Source organism: Marinobacter aromaticivorans, from assembly GCF_002806975.1.
In the GTDB taxonomy this organism is placed as follows: Bacteria; Pseudomonadota; Gammaproteobacteria; order Pseudomonadales; family Oleiphilaceae; genus Marinobacter; species Marinobacter aromaticivorans.
In genome coordinates this window covers 162,769-180,246 of the sequence record NZ_NIHD01000008.1, presented here as the reverse complement: position 1 = coordinate 180,246, position 17,478 = coordinate 162,769, and the positions used below count along the sequence as shown (strand labels likewise).

Genomic DNA, 17,478 nt, shown 5'->3' with positions numbered 1-17,478 from the left:
AGGATGAGTACATGTCACCAATTTTCCTGAAAATAGCAGGAGCAATTGCAATCGGCATGGCCCTGTTTGGGCTGCTCACGGGCAAGGTGGCAGCCGGAACCAGAGGTTTCAGGACCAATTATTATTACCGAAAAGAAAACCCCTTGCTGTTCTATGGGTTCATTTTCATCTATCTGGCCATCGGAACGGTTGTGCTCTCCAATTCGGGGTAGCAACCAGACGAGCCAGCCGAGGGCGTTTCAGTTGCCCTTGATTACTTCGTGCTCAAACCGACCCAGCACCACCATAATGATCAGTGCCATTAAAGCCACCATACCGGCCAGGGCAAAGTTTCCTATGCCGCTGGCTACACCTATGGCGCCCGCCATCCAGATAGATGCACCGGTGGTAATGCCCTGAATATTGCCCTGGCTCTGGATGATGCTGCCGGCGCCCAGAAAGCCAATGCCGCCAATAACACCTTCGACCACCCGTGTGGGGTCAATGCGTGCGGAAGGATCACCTTCGGCAGTGGCAAGAAGAATATGCAGCCCCATCATGATGAATGCGGATGAGCCCAGTGCAACCAGCATGTGCGAGCGCAAACCCGCGGCTTTGCCCCTGAGCTCCCTCTCCAGCCCCAGAAGCAGGGCCAGGCCTGCCGCAGCAAGAAGCCGGAAGAACATTTCAAGGATTGGAATCTGGGTATCAAACATGGCGTAGTTCCTCTTTCTTTTTGTTGTTCAGCGGGGGCACTGCCGCAGCGTTATTTGCCTAGCAGTTCCCCCACCGGACGAAGATTTACAACGTGATCGCACAGGGACTTAATGATCATTAAGATGGGTGTGGCGATTACCAGCCCGACTGGCCCCCAAAGCCAGCCCCAGAACAGAAGCCCGATGAAGATGGCCACGGCGTTGAGGCTGGATACCTGGCTGGTCAGCCAGGGTGTCAGCAGGTAACCCTGAATACTGGTAATCAGCAGCGATGTGCCGGCAACGATAATGGCCATGTTCAGCTCGTTAAACTGGATCATTGCAGCAACGCCGGTGCCAATGAGTACCAGAAAAGGGCCGAGGTACGGAATAGCGCTGGCTACGCCGGCCACCACACCCCACAGCATGGCTTGCTCCACGCCCAGTGCGAGAAAGGCCAGCCAGGTCAGTAAGCCGACAAACAGGGCGCCAAGCAGCATCACAAAGAGAAAGCGCCGAACCTGGCGGTGGAAATCGTTCATGATGCGGGCTGCCTTGCGCATTCGTCCGAACGAAGGGCCGGAAATTTTTACCACTTTGCGCTTGTACAATGACCCCACTGCCAATATGAAATAAACCAGCAGCAGTACCGAGAAAAACTGGGACACCAGCACCAGCGCTGCAGGCGAGCCCTTCAGTACATACTCCTGAATATCCATGGGTTTTTCCACCACACGAACCGGCGTGACGTTCTGGTGGACCGGATGCTTGTCACTTTGGTCCCGGGCGGCAGACTCCTCGATTCTTTTCGCTGCCGCCTGTGCCTTTTCCATGAGGCCCTCATCCTGTTCGGGTGCCTTCGCCTTATTGCGCTGGAACTCATTGATCGCCAGTGGAATCTTGTCCAATACCGCCACGGCTTCGCGCTGCAGCGGGATACTTGCTGCAGCAATAGCCGCCAGTAATGCGATCAGCACGATCGCGGCGCTCAATGGTCGCGGAAACTTCAGGCGGTCAAGGGTTGATACCAGTGGGTCGAGGGCGTAACTGATCAGAACAGCAACCACCAGTGGAAGCAGAACAGACTGGGCCCAGTTGATAAAAAAGACAGACGCTATACTGGCGATAATCACCAGCGACATGCTGCGGATATTAACCGCTTCCAGCAGTGCTTGCTGCGGCGTTGTGGTGCGGTCGGTATTGCTTGGGCCGGGCTCGCTTTGTGCGTCTTGATCCATGGTTGCCCTTATACGGTTTGATGGCTTCATACCAACCATTGTAGTCGGCTGAAGCGGCACACCGTCAAAAACAACACACCTGTAACCGGCAGGTAATCATTTTGCGGGTCAGAAATACGTGGTGATCCGCCCCGTAAGCCGCGCCTGATTGTCCTTGTACTCGGATTCCGAGGTCAGGGGCTTGCCCAGTTCAATATAGGCAGAGACGGAACCGGTGAGCAGCCTCAGCCCCAGGCCGGAGGCTGCGCCTGAGTGGCTTTCCCGGGTTTCATTCTCACGGGCGGTAGCTATGCTGTAATAAACGTAAGGCACCCAGCGAGCTCCAGGGATCCACCGGTCGTTATTGAATCCGCGCCGAAGTTCAAGCTTTGTCCCTATGCCAGAGTCGCCACTGAATTCGCCCGGTTCATAAGCTCTGGCAAGGCGCCCATTGCCCACCGAGAAGCGCTGGGAATAAGGCAGGTTATCGTCCGAGTACTGGCCTTCTATGTCCAGCTTCAATGAAAACTCAGCGGGCAGGCCGTGCCACAGAGTGTAGCGTGCATCGAAAAGCTGGAACGCCACGTCAATGGCATCATTCGCCCGGCTGCCACGGCGGTCTGCGCCGAGTGCATCGATACCGGTGCGGCCAGACACACCAACGCGCGATGTGCTGTTCTTGCCCTTTATATAGGCCAAGGCGCCGACAGTGGCCATGCGCAGTTTCTCGTCAATCTCTGTCTCATCGCCCCGTGATCGTGTGTAGTCCCGCAACGTAACACTGCCATCAAGGGCCAGCGACAATGTGCCTGAGTCGATGACATCGTGGCGCCACTTGAGTCGCGACCAGACGCGCCGGTAGACCCTGCTCGGGCTGGTATTATCGTCCTGGGGTACTGCCCGTGAGGCACTGATATCCGCATAAAACGTGTCGCGCCCGGAAGCGGAGAAAGACAGGCCTGTACCTATATTGCGGTAGCCCGCCGACTCCAGGGTATGAAGGCCGGATACGTATACCTCCCTGAGGCCTGCGCCCGGCCCGTACACGCTCACGCTGCCACCTGCCAGGTGTTGCCCCAGCCGCTGACTGCCTTCTGCGCTGTAGGTCAGTTCCCCGCGAATCCTTGGGGCAATCATGTAGGTGATCCGGTAGCGACCCGCAGAAATTTCTTCAACGTTTGTCTTCAGCCCCACCCCTGTCGTTTGCTCAAGGGCGCGGGAGAAGCGATCAATATCCGTGGTAGAGACCGGTGAGCGTGTCAGTAGTGGTTTTGAACGCTCCCGAACCGTTGTACGCTTTCGGGAAACGCCACCGGTAACACGGATTTCGGCGATTCGGGGCTCATCCACCTGTACCACCAGAATTGATTCGCTGTCCGGATGCACGTTTACGGTGACCGCTGGCGCCAGGTAGCCCTGGCGCAGATAATAGTCCCGCGTTCCTGCGCGCAGCCGTGACTGCTGATAGCTATCTGCCGTTTTACCCAGAAGGTTGGCGTACAGCGGGAGCAGTTGCTCCGGCCCAAAGGCTGTTACACCTTCAAAAAGGACGGCACCTGTGGGCTGTGTCTGGGCTGATGCGCTCAGCGAAGCCAGGCTGAGTGCCAGCAACAGGATGAAACACTTTGTTACCTTTACGCACACGGTATTTATCGCCAATAGGTTTAACATGGATGCAGATTAGCCTTTTAATGCGCCGCTATTTGTAAAAAATTGTTTAAAAAAGAAAAATCAGGAAAAAAAATCAGAAACCGCCACGACCGAAAAACGGGGGCACGAAGATGCGCTTCTTTACCAAATTGGGCAGGAGCAATACCTGTCGGGTTTTACTGGCTTTTTCGGCTCTGCTGCTGGCAACCATAGGTGTGACGGCAGAGCAGGTTCGGGTTGAGGAAGTTTCGGGGCTTGTGCAGTTTCGTGCTACCGCGAATGATGCCTGGGAAAAAGCAGAAGCAGGCATGTCGGTTTCTGTGCCTGTCGAGTTTCGGACGCTGGAAGACAGCACCGGCTTGCTGGCCCAGTCCGGCTCCGAGTTTGAGCTTAAAAGCAGTTCCCACGTTGTGCTGCAAGCGGATGCTGACGGCGCGGATGGCCTGGTTACAAAGATTAAACAATGGTTTGGTACGGTTTTTTATCGCATTGAGCGCCAGCCAGACCAGTTCAGTGTGGAAACGCCGTTTCTCGTCTCCACGGTAAAGGGTACCCGCTTTGTTATTGTCTCCACCCAGTCCTCCTCCACAGTAACGCTTACGGAAGGTTCGCTCGAGGTGCTGGATATCGCCACCGGCAGCATTCAGATGCTCGAGCCGGGAGATGTTGCGGGAATCGGTGCTGAGCAGGCGGGAATCCGCTCTTACAAACAGATTCCACAAAGGTCTGCCGCCTCGCCGGCTTCCGCGCCCGACGCCTTCCAGCCAGCCATTGATGACACGCAAGACAGTTTTGAAAGCGCTTTGGAAGCCATGACCGAGGTGGCTTCCGAACAGGCTGTTATTGCCGCAGACAACCCGGGCAGCAACCAGGGAGCAGATGATGCCGGTGCGGGTCCTGAACCTGATGGTAATGATGGGGCGGGGGATGACGGCGATACCGGCGGTGGTGCTGATGACGGCTCAGACGACGACATGGGCGGTGGTCATGGCAACGGTAATGGTAATGGCCATTATGATCATGGCAATGGTAATGGCAATGGTCATGACGATCACGACCATGACGACGATGATGATGATGATGATGATGACTGACAGGTATGTCTGCTGAAGTAGATCGTCGTCTCACATCGGGTTCTGCCGGCAAGGTCGTGCTTTCGGCTCTGCTGGCAGCCGTTGTCTTTGTGCTCCTGTGGTGGCCGGGCTTGCTGGAGCGGGCGGAATTCGGGCTCCGTGATCGCATTATTGGTCTGCTGGTGGAGGAGCAGCCAAGCAAACTGCTCATACTTGAAATTGATTCCGCGAGTATCGAAGCCCTGGGGCATTGGCCCTGGCCCAGAAGCGTGTTCGCGTCCGCAATCAACGCACTTGGTGAGTCGGATATCCGGTCCTTGATGGTGGATGTGGATTTCAGTGCTACCTCCAGCCTGGGTGGCGACACGGAGCTCGAAGAAGCCATTCGCTCCATATCGGAAAAAGTGCCCACCTTCCTACCCGTTTTCGTTCAGCGACGCAGCCAGACCGAATCAGACCTGATGATCCGCCGCCCCTTGTCAGGCCTCGCCGAGAGTGTGGAGCTGGTGTCTGTCAACATGTATCCGGAGGAGGACGGCCTGGTACGTTTCCTTTCCGTAGGTTTCCGTTGGCAGGACCGTTTTTACCGGGGAGCCTGGAACGCTATGGCGGGGCAGGCCGACACCGGCACCTGGATCGACTACACCATTTCGCCCGAATCTTTTCGCTATGTCAGCTTTATCGATCTTCTTGAGGGCAGGGTTCCAGACCGGGTTCTGGAGGGGCGGGATGTGATTATCGGCTCAACCGCTATTGAGCTGGGCGATAATCTGGCGACCCCTGTCCATCACGTGCTTCCGGGGGCGGTTATCCAGGCGCTGGGTGCCCAAACCCTCCGTAATGGCGGGCTCTATGCGGTTGCACCAGCGGCTGGCATAGGTGTTTTTGCCCTGTTCTGGCTTGGTGCCACACTGGTTTTCAGCCGCACCGGATGGCAGCGGGGCTTGCAGGTTCTGGTTGTGATGATTGCGGCCTGGCTTGGTGTGTTCACGCTGGTTCACGTTGAGGCCCGCCTGCTGCTTGATGTGTTCAAGCCCCTGTTTCTGAGTGTGCTGGTTTACGTGGCGATCAACCTTGCGCGACTCGACAGTGCCACGCTGGACCGTCTCTGGTTACAGATCAGTCTACGGGATAATGAGGCACTGCTTGATCGCATCGTTGCCACCACCAACGATTACATTCTGTGTGTCGACCGCAATGGGGTCATTACCAAAGCCAACCAGTCCATACAGACGCTTTGCGGAAGATCAGAAGGCCAGATGCAGAACACGCTGCTGAGTGAGTGCCTGCCGGATGCCCGCCACGGTTTGATGGCACTGCCAACTATACCTTTCGATACCCACCTCCTTACCCGGACCGGTGAACAGATTCCCGTTCAGGCCACGGTCAGCCGGGTTCACACATCCGCAGAGGCCATCTTCACCGTTGTTCTTCGCGATCTGCGTGAACGCGTGGAGCGGGAGCGGGAACTGGAATACCGTGCAACCTACGACAGCCTTACCGGATTGCTCAATCGGTCGGCTTTTTTTGATCGTATTAACGGATCCCTTCGGCTTCACCAGCATGGCTGCCTGATCTGTCTTGATATTGATTATTTTCGCGAAGTAAACCATACCTACGGCCACGCTGCCGGTGATCAGTTACTCAAAGCCGTAGCTGAGCGTATTGAGGCTTATGTTGGCAACCTTGGGCAGTGTGCGCGCATCGGCGGTGATGGCTTTGCCCTTTGGCTGCCGGGCCTGCGTTTTGCCGCGGGTGGTTGCCAGTTCTGTGAACACCTGCTGGAAAATCTGGAAAGCAAGCTGACCCTGGATATCACCGGAGATATCCCGTTGCAGATATCCGCAACTGCCGGAGTGTCTGAATTTGACGGCCCTGAAACCGCGGTTGATCATGCCTCCCATGGCGGATCTGCGACACAGGCAGAAATCCTGTTACGGCAGGCAATGGATGCCATGCGGCTTGGAAAGCTCGAGGGTGTCGGTGTCCGGTGCTACAGCCAGAACGATAGCCAGGCCGCCATGCGCAGGCTGGAACTGGTACCCGCCATACGCACTCACATCAGTAACGATGCGTTTCACCTGGTGTATCAGCCCAAACTGGATCTGCAAACTCTGGTCCCCATGGGCTGCGAGGCCTTGTTGCGCTGGCCCCAGAACGCCGGGGAGGTGGTACCCGTTACCCAGTTTATCGAAGTTGCCGAGAACTCCCGGCAGATCGTACCCTTGACCCGCTGGGTGGTGGAGACACTACTTGCCCAGGAAGCCGAGTGGCAGAAAAAAGGCCGGCCCCGTAATATGGCCTTGAACCTTTCGGCATGTCTGTTTCAGGATCGCAACTTCATTGCCGGCCTCAAGGATCTGCTCAGCTCCAGCAGTGGTTATTTCAATATTGAGTGTGAAATAACGGAAACCGCCTTACTGGGTAATGAAGATCGCGCTTTGGCACTGGTCAGCGAACTGGTTGACAGCGGCGCCACTCTCGCCATTGATGATTTCGGCACTGGTTATTCCTCGCTCGCCTACCTCCAGAGCTTGCGCGCCTCGGTGCTTAAAATCGACAAGTCCTTTGTCTCCCATATCCAGGAATCCCCGGGTAACCAGGTAATCGTCCGCTCGACCCTCAACATGGCCCACGAACTGGGTATGACGGTTGTGGCGGAGGGCGTTGAGACGATTGAAGATGAGCAGTTCCTTCGTGCTCACGGCTGTGATCTGGCCCAAGGGTATCTCTATGCCCGCCCGCTTGCGCTGCCGGATCTTGACAACTGGCTGGCGGCCCGTGAAAGCAAAGGTGGCCAACCCCTGGGTTACAACACGTATTGCTAATATTTGCGCGGCGCCTATCATAGAGCGGGTTCTGGTCTTCAATGCGAAGATGAGCCTGTGCCTGCTGCCGGCGAAGCCTGTGCCGAAGGTTGACCCCGAAAGGGCTTTCTGCACAACGCAACCCTGATACGGGGCCTTGGGGGATGCAGGTGAGAGCAAACCAGACACATGGATAGATATTTGCTATCGCGATCTTGTAAATAATCAATTTTACTGAATTAGACTCGTTGATTACGATATCAACCGTAGATTCATTTACACGCAAGCGAACCAAAAGGAGTGTTTTCAATGGGTGTGATCAACAGCGAAATCAAACCGTTTAACGCAACGGCCTTCAAGCAGGGCGAGTTTGTAGAAATCTCCGAAGCCGATGTAAAAGGCAAGTGGGCGATCTTTTTCTTCTACCCTGCAGATTTCACCTTCGTTTGCCCCACCGAGCTGGGTGACGTAGCGGACCATTACGAAGAATTGCAGAAGCTGGGTGTTGAAGTATTCTCTGTGTCTACCGACACACACTTCACCCACAAAGCGTGGCACGACAGCTCCGAGACCATTGGCAAGATCAACTACTACATGGTTGGCGACCAGACCGGCACCATCACCAATAACTTTGGTGTGATGCGTGAAGGCCAGGGCCTGGCAGACCGCGCTACCTTCCTGATTGATCCGGATGGCATCATCCAGGCGATGGAAATCACGGCAGAAGGTATTGGCCGTGATGCAGATGACCTGATGCGCAAGGTTAAAGCCGCCCAGTACGTACGCAACCATCCGGGTGAAGTATGCCCGGCCAAGTGGAAGGAAGGCGAAGCTACCCTGTCTCCTTCACTGGACCTGGTTGGCAAGATCTGAGTTTCCTTTAATCGGGAAACATGCAGTACAGGCTCTAAACGGGCCTGCTACTGACAGAAAACCCCGGAATTCCGGGGTTTTCTGCGTTCAGGGGGCAGAAAAAACGGATTAAGGACTGCTCGCAGCGACTGAAGCAGACCTGCTTTTTTGTACACGGATGATCAGCTTGCTCAGCTCCCGAAGCCATAACACGGAGCTGGCGACCAGGGTACAGAACAGCCAGTCGTCGAGGCTGAGGCTGACGGTAGAAAATGGCTTTTGCAAAAACGGCAGGTAGACCACCGCCACTTGCAGCAGCAGTGACACGCCTACGGCAGCCCACAGCCATGGATTGGAGAACAGCCCGCTGAAGGCACTCTGTTCGTCCGAACGTGATGTGAATACGGTGAACAACGAGAAGAGTACCAAAGTGGTGAAGGCCATGGTCTGGCCATAGGCAAGAGTGCCTGTGCCGGCCACCAGCCCCCCGGGAAGGGAAGCATCCAGCACAAACAGGGTGCCGGCGGCGGTGATTGTGCCTACGAACACGATTCCTGCCCACATACTGCGCGTGATCACGCCTTCCTCCCGGGGTCGTGGTGGCTTGGTCATTGCCTCCTCAGAACCCGGATCCAATCCTAGCGCCAGGGCTGGTGCGCCGTCGCTGACCATGTTGATCCACAGAATCTGGGTTGCCAGCAAGGGCAGAGCCAGGCCGGCACCGTTTGTGGTCAGCCCGATCACATCCGCCAGAAGCACCCCGAAAAACATGGTCAGCACTTCGCCAATATTGGATGACAGAAGGTAGCGCAGGAACTTGCGGATATTGGCGAAAATAGCACGACCTTCTTCCACGGCGGCAACAATGGTGGCGAAGTTGTCGTCTGCGAGAATGATATCCGAAGCCTTGCGGGATACATCGGTACCGGTAATGCCCATGGCTATACCGATATCGGCTGCTTTCAGCGCAGGTGCGTCGTTCACCCCGTCGCCGGTCATGGCAACTATGTTGTTACCCTTCTGCAGAGCCTTCACGATACGCAGTTTATGCTCGGGGTTGACCCGGGCATAGACAGAGATGTCCTGTGCTGCACTGTGCAGTGCCTCATCCGTCATCTGGTCAATTTCCTCGCCCGTGACCGCGCGTCCATCGGTGCAGATGCCCAGCTCCCTGCCAATAACAGCGGCAGTGACCGGATGGTCGCCGGTGATCATTACCGGGCGGATGCCGGCACTTCGGGCCTGGGCGACGGCCTGCCTGGCTTCTTCACGGGGCGGGTCGAGCATGCCGATCAGGCCGACGAACACCAGGTCCTGCTCGAGGTCCTCATCGACCTGCTGGGCATCGAAATCGCTTGCTGGCACAAATCTGGCCGCCACACCCAGAGTGCGTAGCGCTTCCCCGGCCAGCTGTTCGTTGGCCTGCAGAATCTCGCTACGACGTTCCGGTGTTAAGGGGCGGGTGCTGTCACCCACGCGCTCACGGTCACAGCGGCCCAGAAGCACATCGGGGGCACCTTTTGTAAATACTTGAATGGATTTCTGTTTCTGGCTGTCAGTATGCAGCGTGGACATCATTTTTCGTTCTGAGGAGAAGGGGAGTTCTGCAACCCTTTCATAGCGGGTGTCCAGCATATCCTCAGTCAGCCCGGCCTTGCGCGCGGCAACCAGCAGGGCTCCTTCGGTGGGGTCACCCTGAATGCTCCAGAGGCCTTCTTCCTGGTGAAGAACAGCATTGGCCGCTCGATCACCCACAGTCAGGGCCCGTTCCAGCTCCCGGCGCAGGGGCTCGCTGATGGTGTTGTCGCCATTCCCACCGGCTATTCCGTGCACGCTCACTTCACCCTCTGGCTCATACCCGGTGCCACCCAGCGTGACACGGCCACTGGCAGTAACGATCGCCCGAACGGTCATTTCGTTGCGGGTGAGGGTACCGGTTTTGTCGGAGGCAATCACATTGGCTGCGCCCAGTGTTTCCACAGCTGCCAGATGGCGGACAATGGCATTGCGGCGCGCCATCCGCTGAACACCCAAAGCAAGTACGGCGGTTACCAGGGCGGGCAGGCCTTCGGGTACTGCTGCTACAGCCAGGGCAACGCCCAGAATCAGCACATCGAACAGTGCGGAAAATCCGCTGACATGTTCCACCAGAATGATGGTGAAAATCATGACCACCGCAATGGCGATTACCACCATCCCGAGGATTCTGCCAACCCGGGCAAGATCCTGCTGCAGGGGCGTGGTTTCAGGCGGCGCTTGTTCAAGCATTCCGGCAATCTGGCCCATCTGCGAGTGCATGCCGGTGGCGGTGACCACCGCCGTGCCGCGGCCATAGGTGACGGTGGTGCCGCTGAAGATCATATTCTGACGGTCACCGACCGGGGCCTCGCCGCTGATGGCTTCCGGATCCTTGGATTCGGGCAGGCTTTCACCGGTGAGTGTGGCTTCCGAGGTTTGCAGGGAAACGGAGTGAATCAGGCGGCCATCAGCGGGAATGGTGTCGCCTTCTTCTACCAGAATGATATCGCCTGTGACCAGTTCTGTGGCCGCAACGCTGTATTGTTCACCGCCGCGGATAACCCGGGCCTGGGCAGCGGACATTTGCTGTAACTCTGCCACGGCCTGTTCCGCGCGGGCTTGCTGCACGAAACCCATGGCCGCGTTGAAAACAACAATGGCAAGAATCGCGATTGCTTCGTAGGGCAGGGCAGAGTCACGCTCGAACAGCCACAGGCCCAAGGACACGGCAGCGGCCAGCAGGAGCAGAATAACCAGAGTGTCGGTGAACTGGGCAAGCACTTTGCGCCAGCCTGGCACTGGCTTGGCCGCGACGAGTTCATTGCGACCGTTGCGTTCCAGCCGGGCTGCGGCCTCATTAACCTCAAGGCCCCGCTGTTCGTTGGTCTCCAAAGCGGAGATGACGGCGTCTGGGGATAGCTGGTAAGCAGCTACGGGCTCCTCCGGTACGGGTTCGCGAGTCATGATTTACCATCCTTATGATTGCCGAGCTCATAAGAACCAGTGTACCCGCAATTCCTGTCTGAAAAGACGACTGGAATCAGGAGCCGGCAATATCGGTACCATAGTGTGATCCACGCGCCTTGAGGCGATAGAATTCCTCAATCACTTCGGCCATGGCATCGGGGCAGTAGGGCCGCAAACCGCCCAATACCAGGTGTTTTGCCACTTCACCCACTGGGCGACCATCGGACATCAGGCGGTAATCAAGCGTTACATTGCCGCGTTTACCGTTAGCTTCCAGATCGGCATTGTGCAGTTCCAGCGCTGGCGAGGCGGCGTTCAGGCTGTCCAGCGCGAGGCTCATGCTCTCGTACATCACCATGGGGCGATCGGGATTGAACATCACGCCTTTCGATTCCATCAGCGGCTTCAGGGTGTGGGGAAAATTCTTGCCGGAGGCCGCTACATAGCAGCGGATAAACTCCTCGACAACCCGTTCATCCCCGGTAGTTTCACCACTGCGGGTGACTTCGAGATAGACTTTGCCGTTTTGATCGCAGACTTCGATAATTTCGTCACCATTTTGCCGGAACTCCAGAGGCACGCTATCGCCCAGCAGGGCGCGAAATCTGAACGTCATATGCCGGGAAAGCCCGAAGCGTGAAACCACAACGGCAAAAAGCAGGTCCCCCGGAACGCAGAACCGGCGCGCATCGGGGTCGTGGATCGGATTGAAGTCTCCGGCAATTTCCTTGGCGAACTGACTGGCCTGGGATGCGGAAATGTAAACGCGTCCGTCCTGAATGGAATGATAACGGTCTGGGAACATGTGCTGCTTGTCCTGAATGCAAAGGGTGACGCCACAAAGGTCTTCAACATGGTACCGGGGTCGAGCGTGTATGGGTATGCGCTATTTGTCCATTTACCCACATGATTTATTGTCCTGTTATAGGATTCAGCTATCAAATGCTTTGCATCAATTAATTTGAGCTTAATAAGGTGGCTGGCTATCATAGCGTCATAGTCGATTCAGTGGTCAATACAGCTCAGACAGCCCGTCGAAAGAACTCAGAAGGAGAAATGTTACATGTTGGATGCCAATATCAAACAGCAACTCAAAGCCTACATGGAAAAGCTGCAGCAGCCGATCGAGCTGGTGGCGGCCTATGATGATGGCGAGAAGTCCCGGGAGCTCAGGGAACTGCTGGAAGAAATCGAGTCTATGTCTGACAAGATCAGCCTGCGCACGGAAGAGTCAAACGATGTGCGTCGCCCGTCGTTCAGCATTAACCGGGTAGGGGAAGATACCGGCGTGCGCTTCGGGGGTATTCCCATGGGCCACGAGTTTACCTCGCTGGTTCTGGCGCTGTTGCAGGTGGGCGGTCACCCGCCCAAGGCCTCCCGGGAGGTGATCGAGCAGATTCAGCAGCTGGAAGGGGAGTTTGAATTCGAGACTTACTTTTCACTGTCCTGCCAGAACTGCCCGGACGTGGTGCAGGCTTTGAACCTGATGAGTGTTCTCAACCCGGGTATTCGCCACACCGCCATTGATGGTGCCGTGTTCCAGGACGAAGTGGAAAAGCGTGAAGTCATGGCAGTGCCCAGCGTATTTCTCAACGGCGAGCCCTGGGGCCAGGGCCGGATGACACTGGAAGAGATTGTTGCCAAGCTGGACACCAGATCGGATGAAAAAGAAGCCGAGAAAATCAACCAGAAAGACACCTTTGAGGTGTTGGTGATCGGCGGTGGCCCGGCAGGCTCCGCAGCGGCTATCTATGCTGCGCGCAAGGGCATCTCCACGGGCTTGGCTGCTGACCGCTTTGGTGGTCAGGTAGCGGATACCATGAGCATTGAGAACCTGATATCGGTACCCTATACCGAGGGCCCGAAGCTGGTTGCAGCCATGGAGCAGCACGTCAAAGAGTATGACGTGGACATCATGAACATGCAGCACGCGGAGAAGCTGATTCCGGCAAGCGAACGCGGCCAGCCCCATGAGATTCGCCTGGCCAACGGAGCATCACTCAAGGCCCGTTCGGTGGTGTTGGCTACCGGTGCCCGCTGGCGCCCGCTGGGTGTGCCGGGTGAAGCAGAATACCGCAACAAAGGCGTCGCCTACTGCCCGCACTGTGACGGCCCGCTGTTCAAGGGCAAGCATGTTGCGGTGATTGGCGGGGGTAACTCCGGCGTGGAAGCCGCCATCGACCTGGCCGGCATTGTCAGCCATGTCACCCTGATTGAATTCGGTGCGGAAATGCGCGCCGATGAGGTGTTGCAGAAGAAATTGCGCAGCCTGAATAACGTGGACATCATCACGTCCGGTCAAACCACTGAAATCCTCGGTGAGAATGGTCGGGTAAGCGGGCTGAACTACACCGACCGGAACACCGGTGAAAATCACCATGTAGCGCTCGAGGGTGTGTTTGTACAGATCGGGCTGGTGCCCAACACGGAATGGCTCAAAGGTGATATCGAATTGAGCCAGCATGGCGAGATCATCGTTAACGACCGCAACGAAACGTCCATCCCGGGCGTGTTTGCAGCCGGCGATGCCACCACCGTACCTTACAAGCAGATTGTGATTTCCATGGGAGAAGGTTCCAAAGCCGCGCTCAGCGCCTTTGACTATCTGATCCGCAATTCGGTGGAATAAACTGAACGGCTGAGCCATTCAAGCAGGGGCCGGGAGAGAATCCCGGCCAGATCCGGAACGGTATTCGCCTGCACAGGCAATACCGTTTTGTCGTATCAGTTGCCGGATATATCCCGCTCCAGGCTTTCCTCAGCCGCTGGCGGCTCTCCATTCTCTGAAAACAGATGCCCGTAGGCTGCTTTAACGCCGGATATGATGAATTCCCGGGGAACGTCGTCGAACACGCCGTGATCATTCACATATTCCATGTGCGCTTCGCCAGCTTCGGTATATTCCTGGAAAATGGAATCGTGTACGCCGTCAAATGCCAGGGGCTCCACCCCCATCAGCTCGCAAAGCTGCCTGTTGAACGCAGGGGTGGCTTTCACCCATTGGCCGTTCAGGTAAAGTTCGATAAACCCGTGCATGCGAAAAATATCCGAACGCAGCCACTCGATCAGCTTCGGGCTTGAAAGGTGGTTGCGCACATCGGCAAGGCCCAGGCGGCTGGGAATGCCGATGGATCGCGCGGCAGCACCGAGCAAGACAGCCTTGGGTACGCAGTAGCTTTCGCCGGTTTTCAGTGCGTAGCTGGCACTGAAGGTTTCGGGTTCGGTACGAAACACGTAGGGGTTGTAGCTGATGCCATCCCGAACAGCCAGGTACAGGGCCTTTGCCTGCTCTACCGGCTCCTCCGGCACGCCTTCAAGCTGAGCCTTAATCCAGGCTTTCAGTTGCGGCTGGTTGTAGTCAAAAAACTCGGTTGGCTGCAGGTAGGCTTCCATTATTGTTGTCTATCCAGTTGCAAGCAGGGCATTAATCATCTCTGATTAGCAAGCTACAGGCAATGACGATAACGACCACCCTCAATGCCCTAATAAACCATGCCCGGCTATCGCAGTGGATCCCTCCAGCGCGGTTATGAGCCCCGAACCAGTTCGTAGGCACACATATTGACCGCTGAAGCCAGGTTAAGGGATTCAATCCCGCCTTCTCCCGGGATGGTGTAGGGTTTGGCGCCGAGCTGGCTCAGGGCGTCGCGGGGAATGCCACGAGCCTCGTTACCGAACACATAGCAGTCGTGATGCCGAAACGCCCTGGCGGTCAGCCTGTCGCCATTCAGGTCCAGGCAGGCAACAGAGTGATAGCGGTTACTCAGGCTTGCCAGCGGCACCTCGGTTTCCAGGGGCACATGAAAGATAGCCCCCATGCTGGCGCGGACCACTTTCGGGTTGTAGGGGTCGACACTGCCGGGACTCAGCAGGCAGCGAAAACCGCCAAACCAGGCAAGGGTACGCAGAATGGTTCCGAGGTTGCCCGGGTCCTGAACCTGGTGCAGGTAGATGGCTTTTTCATTACCCGCGGTCGCCATGGCGGCTTTATCCAGTATGGGCGCAACCGCCAGAATGCCTTGGGGTGTATGGGTGTCTGCCAGCTTTGCCATCTGGCGCTCGCTGATCAGGTGAGTCCGGAAGGGGCTCTCCCAGTGTTCGTAAGCTCCGGTTACGTAAAGCTCGGCAGATAACAGCTGCGGCTGGCGCAGGGCGGCTTTCTGAAGCTCCAGAACCAGGTGTTCGCCTTCCACCAGGTAGTGCCCAAGCGCCTGGCGGTGTTTTTTCTGGTGCAGTTTTTTGATGTTATCCAGCTTCATGGGCGGTCCGGGGTGGGCTCTGAGGGTGTGCCGGGCAATTGTACGTGCGCTGCCAGAGGTTGTCAGGTTTTGCCGGGCGGGAACGGGGCACGTACAATGAGCTGCGGCTTCGCGCCGTCTCGGCGTTCATTCCGAGCGGTTCCAAATTACTTTAAAAAGAGTCCCCATGGCACGATCCAAAAGCAGTGGCCGCTGGCTTGATGAGCACGTGAACGACCCCTTCGTCAAACGGGCGCAGGTCGACGGCTACCGTTCCCGGGCCAGCTACAAACTTCTTGAAATCAACAAGAAAGACAGGCTGATTCACCCCGGTATGGTGGTGATGGACCTGGGGTCCGCCCCGGGTGGCTGGTCGCAGGTGGCGTCAGCTCTGGTGGGCCACAAGGGCAGGGTAGTGGCCTCCGACATACTGCCTATGGATGCCATTGCCGGGGTGGAGTTCATTCAGGGCGACTTCACCGAAAATGCCGTGTTTGAATCCATCATGGAAGCCCTGGGCGATAGCCGCGTTGATGTGGTGATTTCTGATATGGCGCCCAACATCAGCGGCGTAACCGTGGCTGACCAGGCCGCTTCCATGTACCTGGTGGAGCTGGCACTGGATATGGCCTGCCAGGTACTCAGGCCCAAAGGCAGCTTTGTGGCCAAGGTGTTTCAGGGGGAAAGCTACGATGAGTTTGTTAAATCGGTCAGAGCCGTGTTTGACAAGGTCGTTGTGCGCAAACCGGATTCGTCCCGCGCCCGTTCCCGAGAAGTGTACATTGTCGGCAAGGGCTTCAAGGGCTGAGCCGATGTGCTATAAATACGTTGGAAAAAAACACTCAGAAGGATCAGATTATGGCAAATGAAAGTTATCACGAGCCGGTAGGCGAACTGTCCGATGAAACCCGAGAGATGCACCGTGCCGTCAGCTCGCTGATGGAAGAGTTTGAAGCGGTTGACTGGTACAACCAGCGTGTGGATGCGTGCAAGGATCCCGAGTTGAAAGCGATTCTTGAGCACAACCGCGATGAAGAAAAGGAACATGCTGCCATGGTGCTGGAGTGGATTCGCCGCAAGGATCCTGTAATGGACAAGCACCTGCGGGAATTTTTGTTTACCGAAGGCCCGATTGGTCACCACGACTGACCGGGTGTAAACACTGTGTTGTACCCCTTGTCGACCCTTGCGCTGGCACCGGTTCTTGTCGGCCAGGGGCGCTATGTTCGCCGGGTAACGCCGCGTTTGCCAGAGCCTGAAGGCGAGCGCCAGGGTACCCTTGGTGAGGGGCCGGAACTCCGGCTTCTCATTCTTGGTGACTCTGCCGCCGCCGGCGTGGGCGTGAGTAACCAGCAGGATGCGCTGGCCGGCCAGCTGGTTGGTGAACTGGCAAGGGATCACTGCGTAACCTGGAGTTTACTGGCAGAAACCGGCCGTAAGGCAGCCGATGTTCTGGTCGCCCTCAAGGCAGCGCCGAAAGCTCACTACGACGTAGTGCTTGTATCGGTCGGTGTTAACGATGTAACCGGCCGTACCAGCACCGGGCAATGGCTCTCGGTTCTGCACGAACTTTCGGACTGTCTTGTAGACAGTATGGGCGCCACCCGCGTTCTGTTCACTGCCATTCCGCCCATGCACCTTTTCCCCGCCTTGCCTCAACCCCTGCGCTGGTACCTGGGTATGCGGGCCAGGCAGCTGAACGGGTTGATGGAAAACCTCTGCAACAGCCGTGTTTTCGGGGAAAATGGCCTGGAGTATCTCAGCGTTTCCTTTCCCCTGGAGCCCGGCTTTATGGCCTCCGATGGCTTTCATCCTGGCCGGGATGCCTATCGGGTGTGGGCAGAGCATTCTGCAGCTACCATTCGCAGGCTGGCCCAAAATCAGCGTATTTAGACCCCGCAAGCCAATCATCGCTGATACCCGGTTGCGCTATTGTAACTCTCATAGCAGTACCAGAATAACGACAGTGGAATTGAGAGACT

General features: G+C 56.7%; 15 protein-coding genes. 8 read left to right on the top strand and 7 right to left on the bottom strand.

Annotation, left to right across the window (positions count from 1 at the left end; all coding sequences use genetic code 11):
• The first annotated feature begins 11 nt into the window (after positions 1-11).
• Positions 12-212, top strand: coding sequence for a hypothetical protein (locus CDH48_RS13185; protein WP_100689213.1), 201 nt, complete (start codon positions 12-14; stop codon positions 210-212).
• Positions 213-239: 27 nt separating this feature from the next.
• Here the strand turns inward: CDH48_RS13185 and CDH48_RS13180 are convergent, their stop codons facing one another.
• The 3 genes from CDH48_RS13180 to CDH48_RS13170 form a co-directional block, all read right to left on the bottom strand.
• Complete coding sequence (locus CDH48_RS13180) at positions 240-695, bottom strand: MgtC/SapB family protein (RefSeq protein WP_100689212.1); 456 nt, start codon at positions 693-695, stop codon at positions 240-242.
• 50 nt (positions 696-745) lie between these two features.
• Positions 746-1,912 carry an AI-2E family transporter gene (locus tag CDH48_RS13175; protein ID WP_100689240.1) on the bottom strand — a complete coding sequence of 389 codons (1,167 nt, stop codon included), beginning with the start codon at positions 1,910-1,912 and terminating at the stop codon, positions 746-748.
• 108 nt (positions 1,913-2,020) lie between these two features.
• On the bottom strand, positions 2,021-3,562 hold the full coding sequence (locus CDH48_RS13170) for a ShlB/FhaC/HecB family hemolysin secretion/activation protein (RefSeq protein WP_100689211.1): 1,542 nt from the start codon (positions 3,560-3,562) through the stop codon (positions 2,021-2,023).
• Positions 3,563-3,672: 110 nt separating this feature from the next.
• On the opposite strand from CDH48_RS13170, the gene CDH48_RS13165 reads away from it, so the two are divergent.
• The 3 genes from CDH48_RS13165 (at position 3,673) to ahpC (ending at position 8,294) form a co-directional block, all read left to right on the top strand.
• Positions 3,673-4,635 carry a FecR family protein gene (locus tag CDH48_RS13165; RefSeq protein WP_100689210.1) on the top strand — a complete coding sequence of 321 codons (963 nt, stop codon included), beginning with the start codon at positions 3,673-3,675 and terminating at the stop codon, positions 4,633-4,635.
• A gap of 5 nt (positions 4,636-4,640) precedes the next feature.
• A complete protein-coding gene (locus tag CDH48_RS13160) occupies positions 4,641-7,442 on the top strand; it encodes an EAL domain-containing protein (protein WP_100689209.1) in 2,802 nt (933 codons plus the stop codon).
• Between the two features lie 288 nt (positions 7,443-7,730).
• The gene (gene ahpC, locus CDH48_RS13155; RefSeq protein ID WP_100689208.1) at positions 7,731-8,294 is read left to right on the top strand and encodes an alkyl hydroperoxide reductase subunit C; all 564 of its coding nucleotides are present in this window, start codon (positions 7,731-7,733) and stop codon (positions 8,292-8,294) included.
• 108 nt (positions 8,295-8,402) lie between these two features.
• Here ahpC and CDH48_RS13150 read toward each other — a convergent pair whose 3' ends face one another.
• A complete protein-coding gene (locus tag CDH48_RS13150) occupies positions 8,403-11,255 on the bottom strand; it encodes a cation-translocating P-type ATPase (RefSeq protein ID WP_100689207.1) in 2,853 nt (950 codons plus the stop codon).
• 76 nt (positions 11,256-11,331) lie between these two features.
• Positions 11,332-12,063: a DUF3581 domain-containing protein gene (locus CDH48_RS13145; protein ID WP_100689206.1), complete on the bottom strand. Its 732-nt coding sequence runs from the start codon at positions 12,061-12,063 to the stop codon at positions 11,332-11,334.
• Between the two features lie 258 nt (positions 12,064-12,321).
• Between CDH48_RS13145 and ahpF the strand changes: the two genes are divergently transcribed.
• Positions 12,322-13,887, top strand: coding sequence for an alkyl hydroperoxide reductase subunit F (gene ahpF, locus CDH48_RS13140; protein ID WP_100689205.1), 1,566 nt, complete (start codon positions 12,322-12,324; stop codon positions 13,885-13,887).
• 95 nt (positions 13,888-13,982) lie between these two features.
• On the opposite strand, the gene CDH48_RS13135 is transcribed toward ahpF, so the two are convergent.
• Both CDH48_RS13135 and CDH48_RS13130 read right to left on the bottom strand, forming a co-directional pair.
• Entirely contained in the window at positions 13,983-14,651 is a 669-nt protein-coding gene (locus CDH48_RS13135) for a transglutaminase-like domain-containing protein (RefSeq protein WP_100689204.1), read from the bottom strand.
• A 134-nt stretch (positions 14,652-14,785) separates the two neighbouring features.
• Positions 14,786-15,517 carry a TrmH family RNA methyltransferase gene (locus CDH48_RS13130; protein ID WP_100689203.1) on the bottom strand — a complete coding sequence of 244 codons (732 nt, stop codon included), beginning with the start codon at positions 15,515-15,517 and terminating at the stop codon, positions 14,786-14,788.
• A gap of 166 nt (positions 15,518-15,683) precedes the next feature.
• Here CDH48_RS13130 and rlmE point away from each other — a divergent pair, with 166 nt between their 5' ends.
• The 3 genes from rlmE to CDH48_RS13115 are packed head-to-tail and all read left to right on the top strand — an operon-like array spanning position 15,684 to position 17,389.
• A complete protein-coding gene (gene rlmE, locus CDH48_RS13125) occupies positions 15,684-16,304 on the top strand; it encodes a 23S rRNA (uridine(2552)-2'-O)-methyltransferase RlmE (RefSeq protein WP_100689202.1) in 621 nt (206 codons plus the stop codon).
• A gap of 50 nt (positions 16,305-16,354) precedes the next feature.
• On the top strand, positions 16,355-16,645 hold the full coding sequence (locus CDH48_RS13120) for an encapsulin-associated ferritin-like protein (RefSeq protein ID WP_100689201.1): 291 nt from the start codon (positions 16,355-16,357) through the stop codon (positions 16,643-16,645).
• Positions 16,646-16,660: 15 nt separating this feature from the next.
• Positions 16,661-17,389, top strand: a complete 729-nt coding sequence (locus tag CDH48_RS13115; RefSeq protein WP_100689200.1) for an SGNH/GDSL hydrolase family protein — start codon at positions 16,661-16,663, stop codon at positions 17,387-17,389.
• Positions 17,390-17,478 lie beyond the last annotated feature (89 nt).

Excerpts from the sequence above, each read along its gene's own strand:
- CDH48_RS13150 (WP_100689207.1), bottom strand. The coding sequence starts at position 11,255 with ATGACTCGCGAACCCGTACCGGAGGAGCCCGTAGCTGCTTACCAGCTA.
- CDH48_RS13175 (WP_100689240.1), bottom strand. The coding sequence starts at position 1,912 with ATGGATCAAGACGCACAAAGCGAGCCCGGCCCAAGCAATACCGACCGC.
- CDH48_RS13170 (WP_100689211.1), bottom strand. The coding sequence starts at position 3,562 with ATGTTAAACCTATTGGCGATAAATACCGTGTGCGTAAAGGTAACAAAG.
- ahpC (WP_100689208.1), top strand. The coding sequence starts at position 7,731 with ATGGGTGTGATCAACAGCGAAATCAAACCGTTTAACGCAACGGCCTTC.
- CDH48_RS13130 (WP_100689203.1), bottom strand. The coding sequence starts at position 15,517 with ATGAAGCTGGATAACATCAAAAAACTGCACCAGAAAAAACACCGCCAG.
- CDH48_RS13165 (WP_100689210.1), top strand. The coding sequence starts at position 3,673 with ATGCGCTTCTTTACCAAATTGGGCAGGAGCAATACCTGTCGGGTTTTA.
- CDH48_RS13135 (WP_100689204.1), bottom strand. The coding sequence starts at position 14,651 with ATGGAAGCCTACCTGCAGCCAACCGAGTTTTTTGACTACAACCAGCCG.
- CDH48_RS13180 (WP_100689212.1), bottom strand. The coding sequence starts at position 695 with ATGTTTGATACCCAGATTCCAATCCTTGAAATGTTCTTCCGGCTTCTT.
- rlmE (WP_100689202.1), top strand. The coding sequence starts at position 15,684 with ATGGCACGATCCAAAAGCAGTGGCCGCTGGCTTGATGAGCACGTGAAC.
- CDH48_RS13120 (WP_100689201.1), top strand. The coding sequence starts at position 16,355 with ATGGCAAATGAAAGTTATCACGAGCCGGTAGGCGAACTGTCCGATGAA.
- CDH48_RS13145 (WP_100689206.1), bottom strand. The coding sequence starts at position 12,063 with ATGTTCCCAGACCGTTATCATTCCATTCAGGACGGACGCGTTTACATT.
- CDH48_RS13185 (WP_100689213.1), top strand. The coding sequence starts at position 12 with ATGTCACCAATTTTCCTGAAAATAGCAGGAGCAATTGCAATCGGCATG.
- CDH48_RS13160 (WP_100689209.1), top strand. The coding sequence starts at position 4,641 with ATGTCTGCTGAAGTAGATCGTCGTCTCACATCGGGTTCTGCCGGCAAG.
- ahpF (WP_100689205.1), top strand. The coding sequence starts at position 12,322 with ATGTTGGATGCCAATATCAAACAGCAACTCAAAGCCTACATGGAAAAG.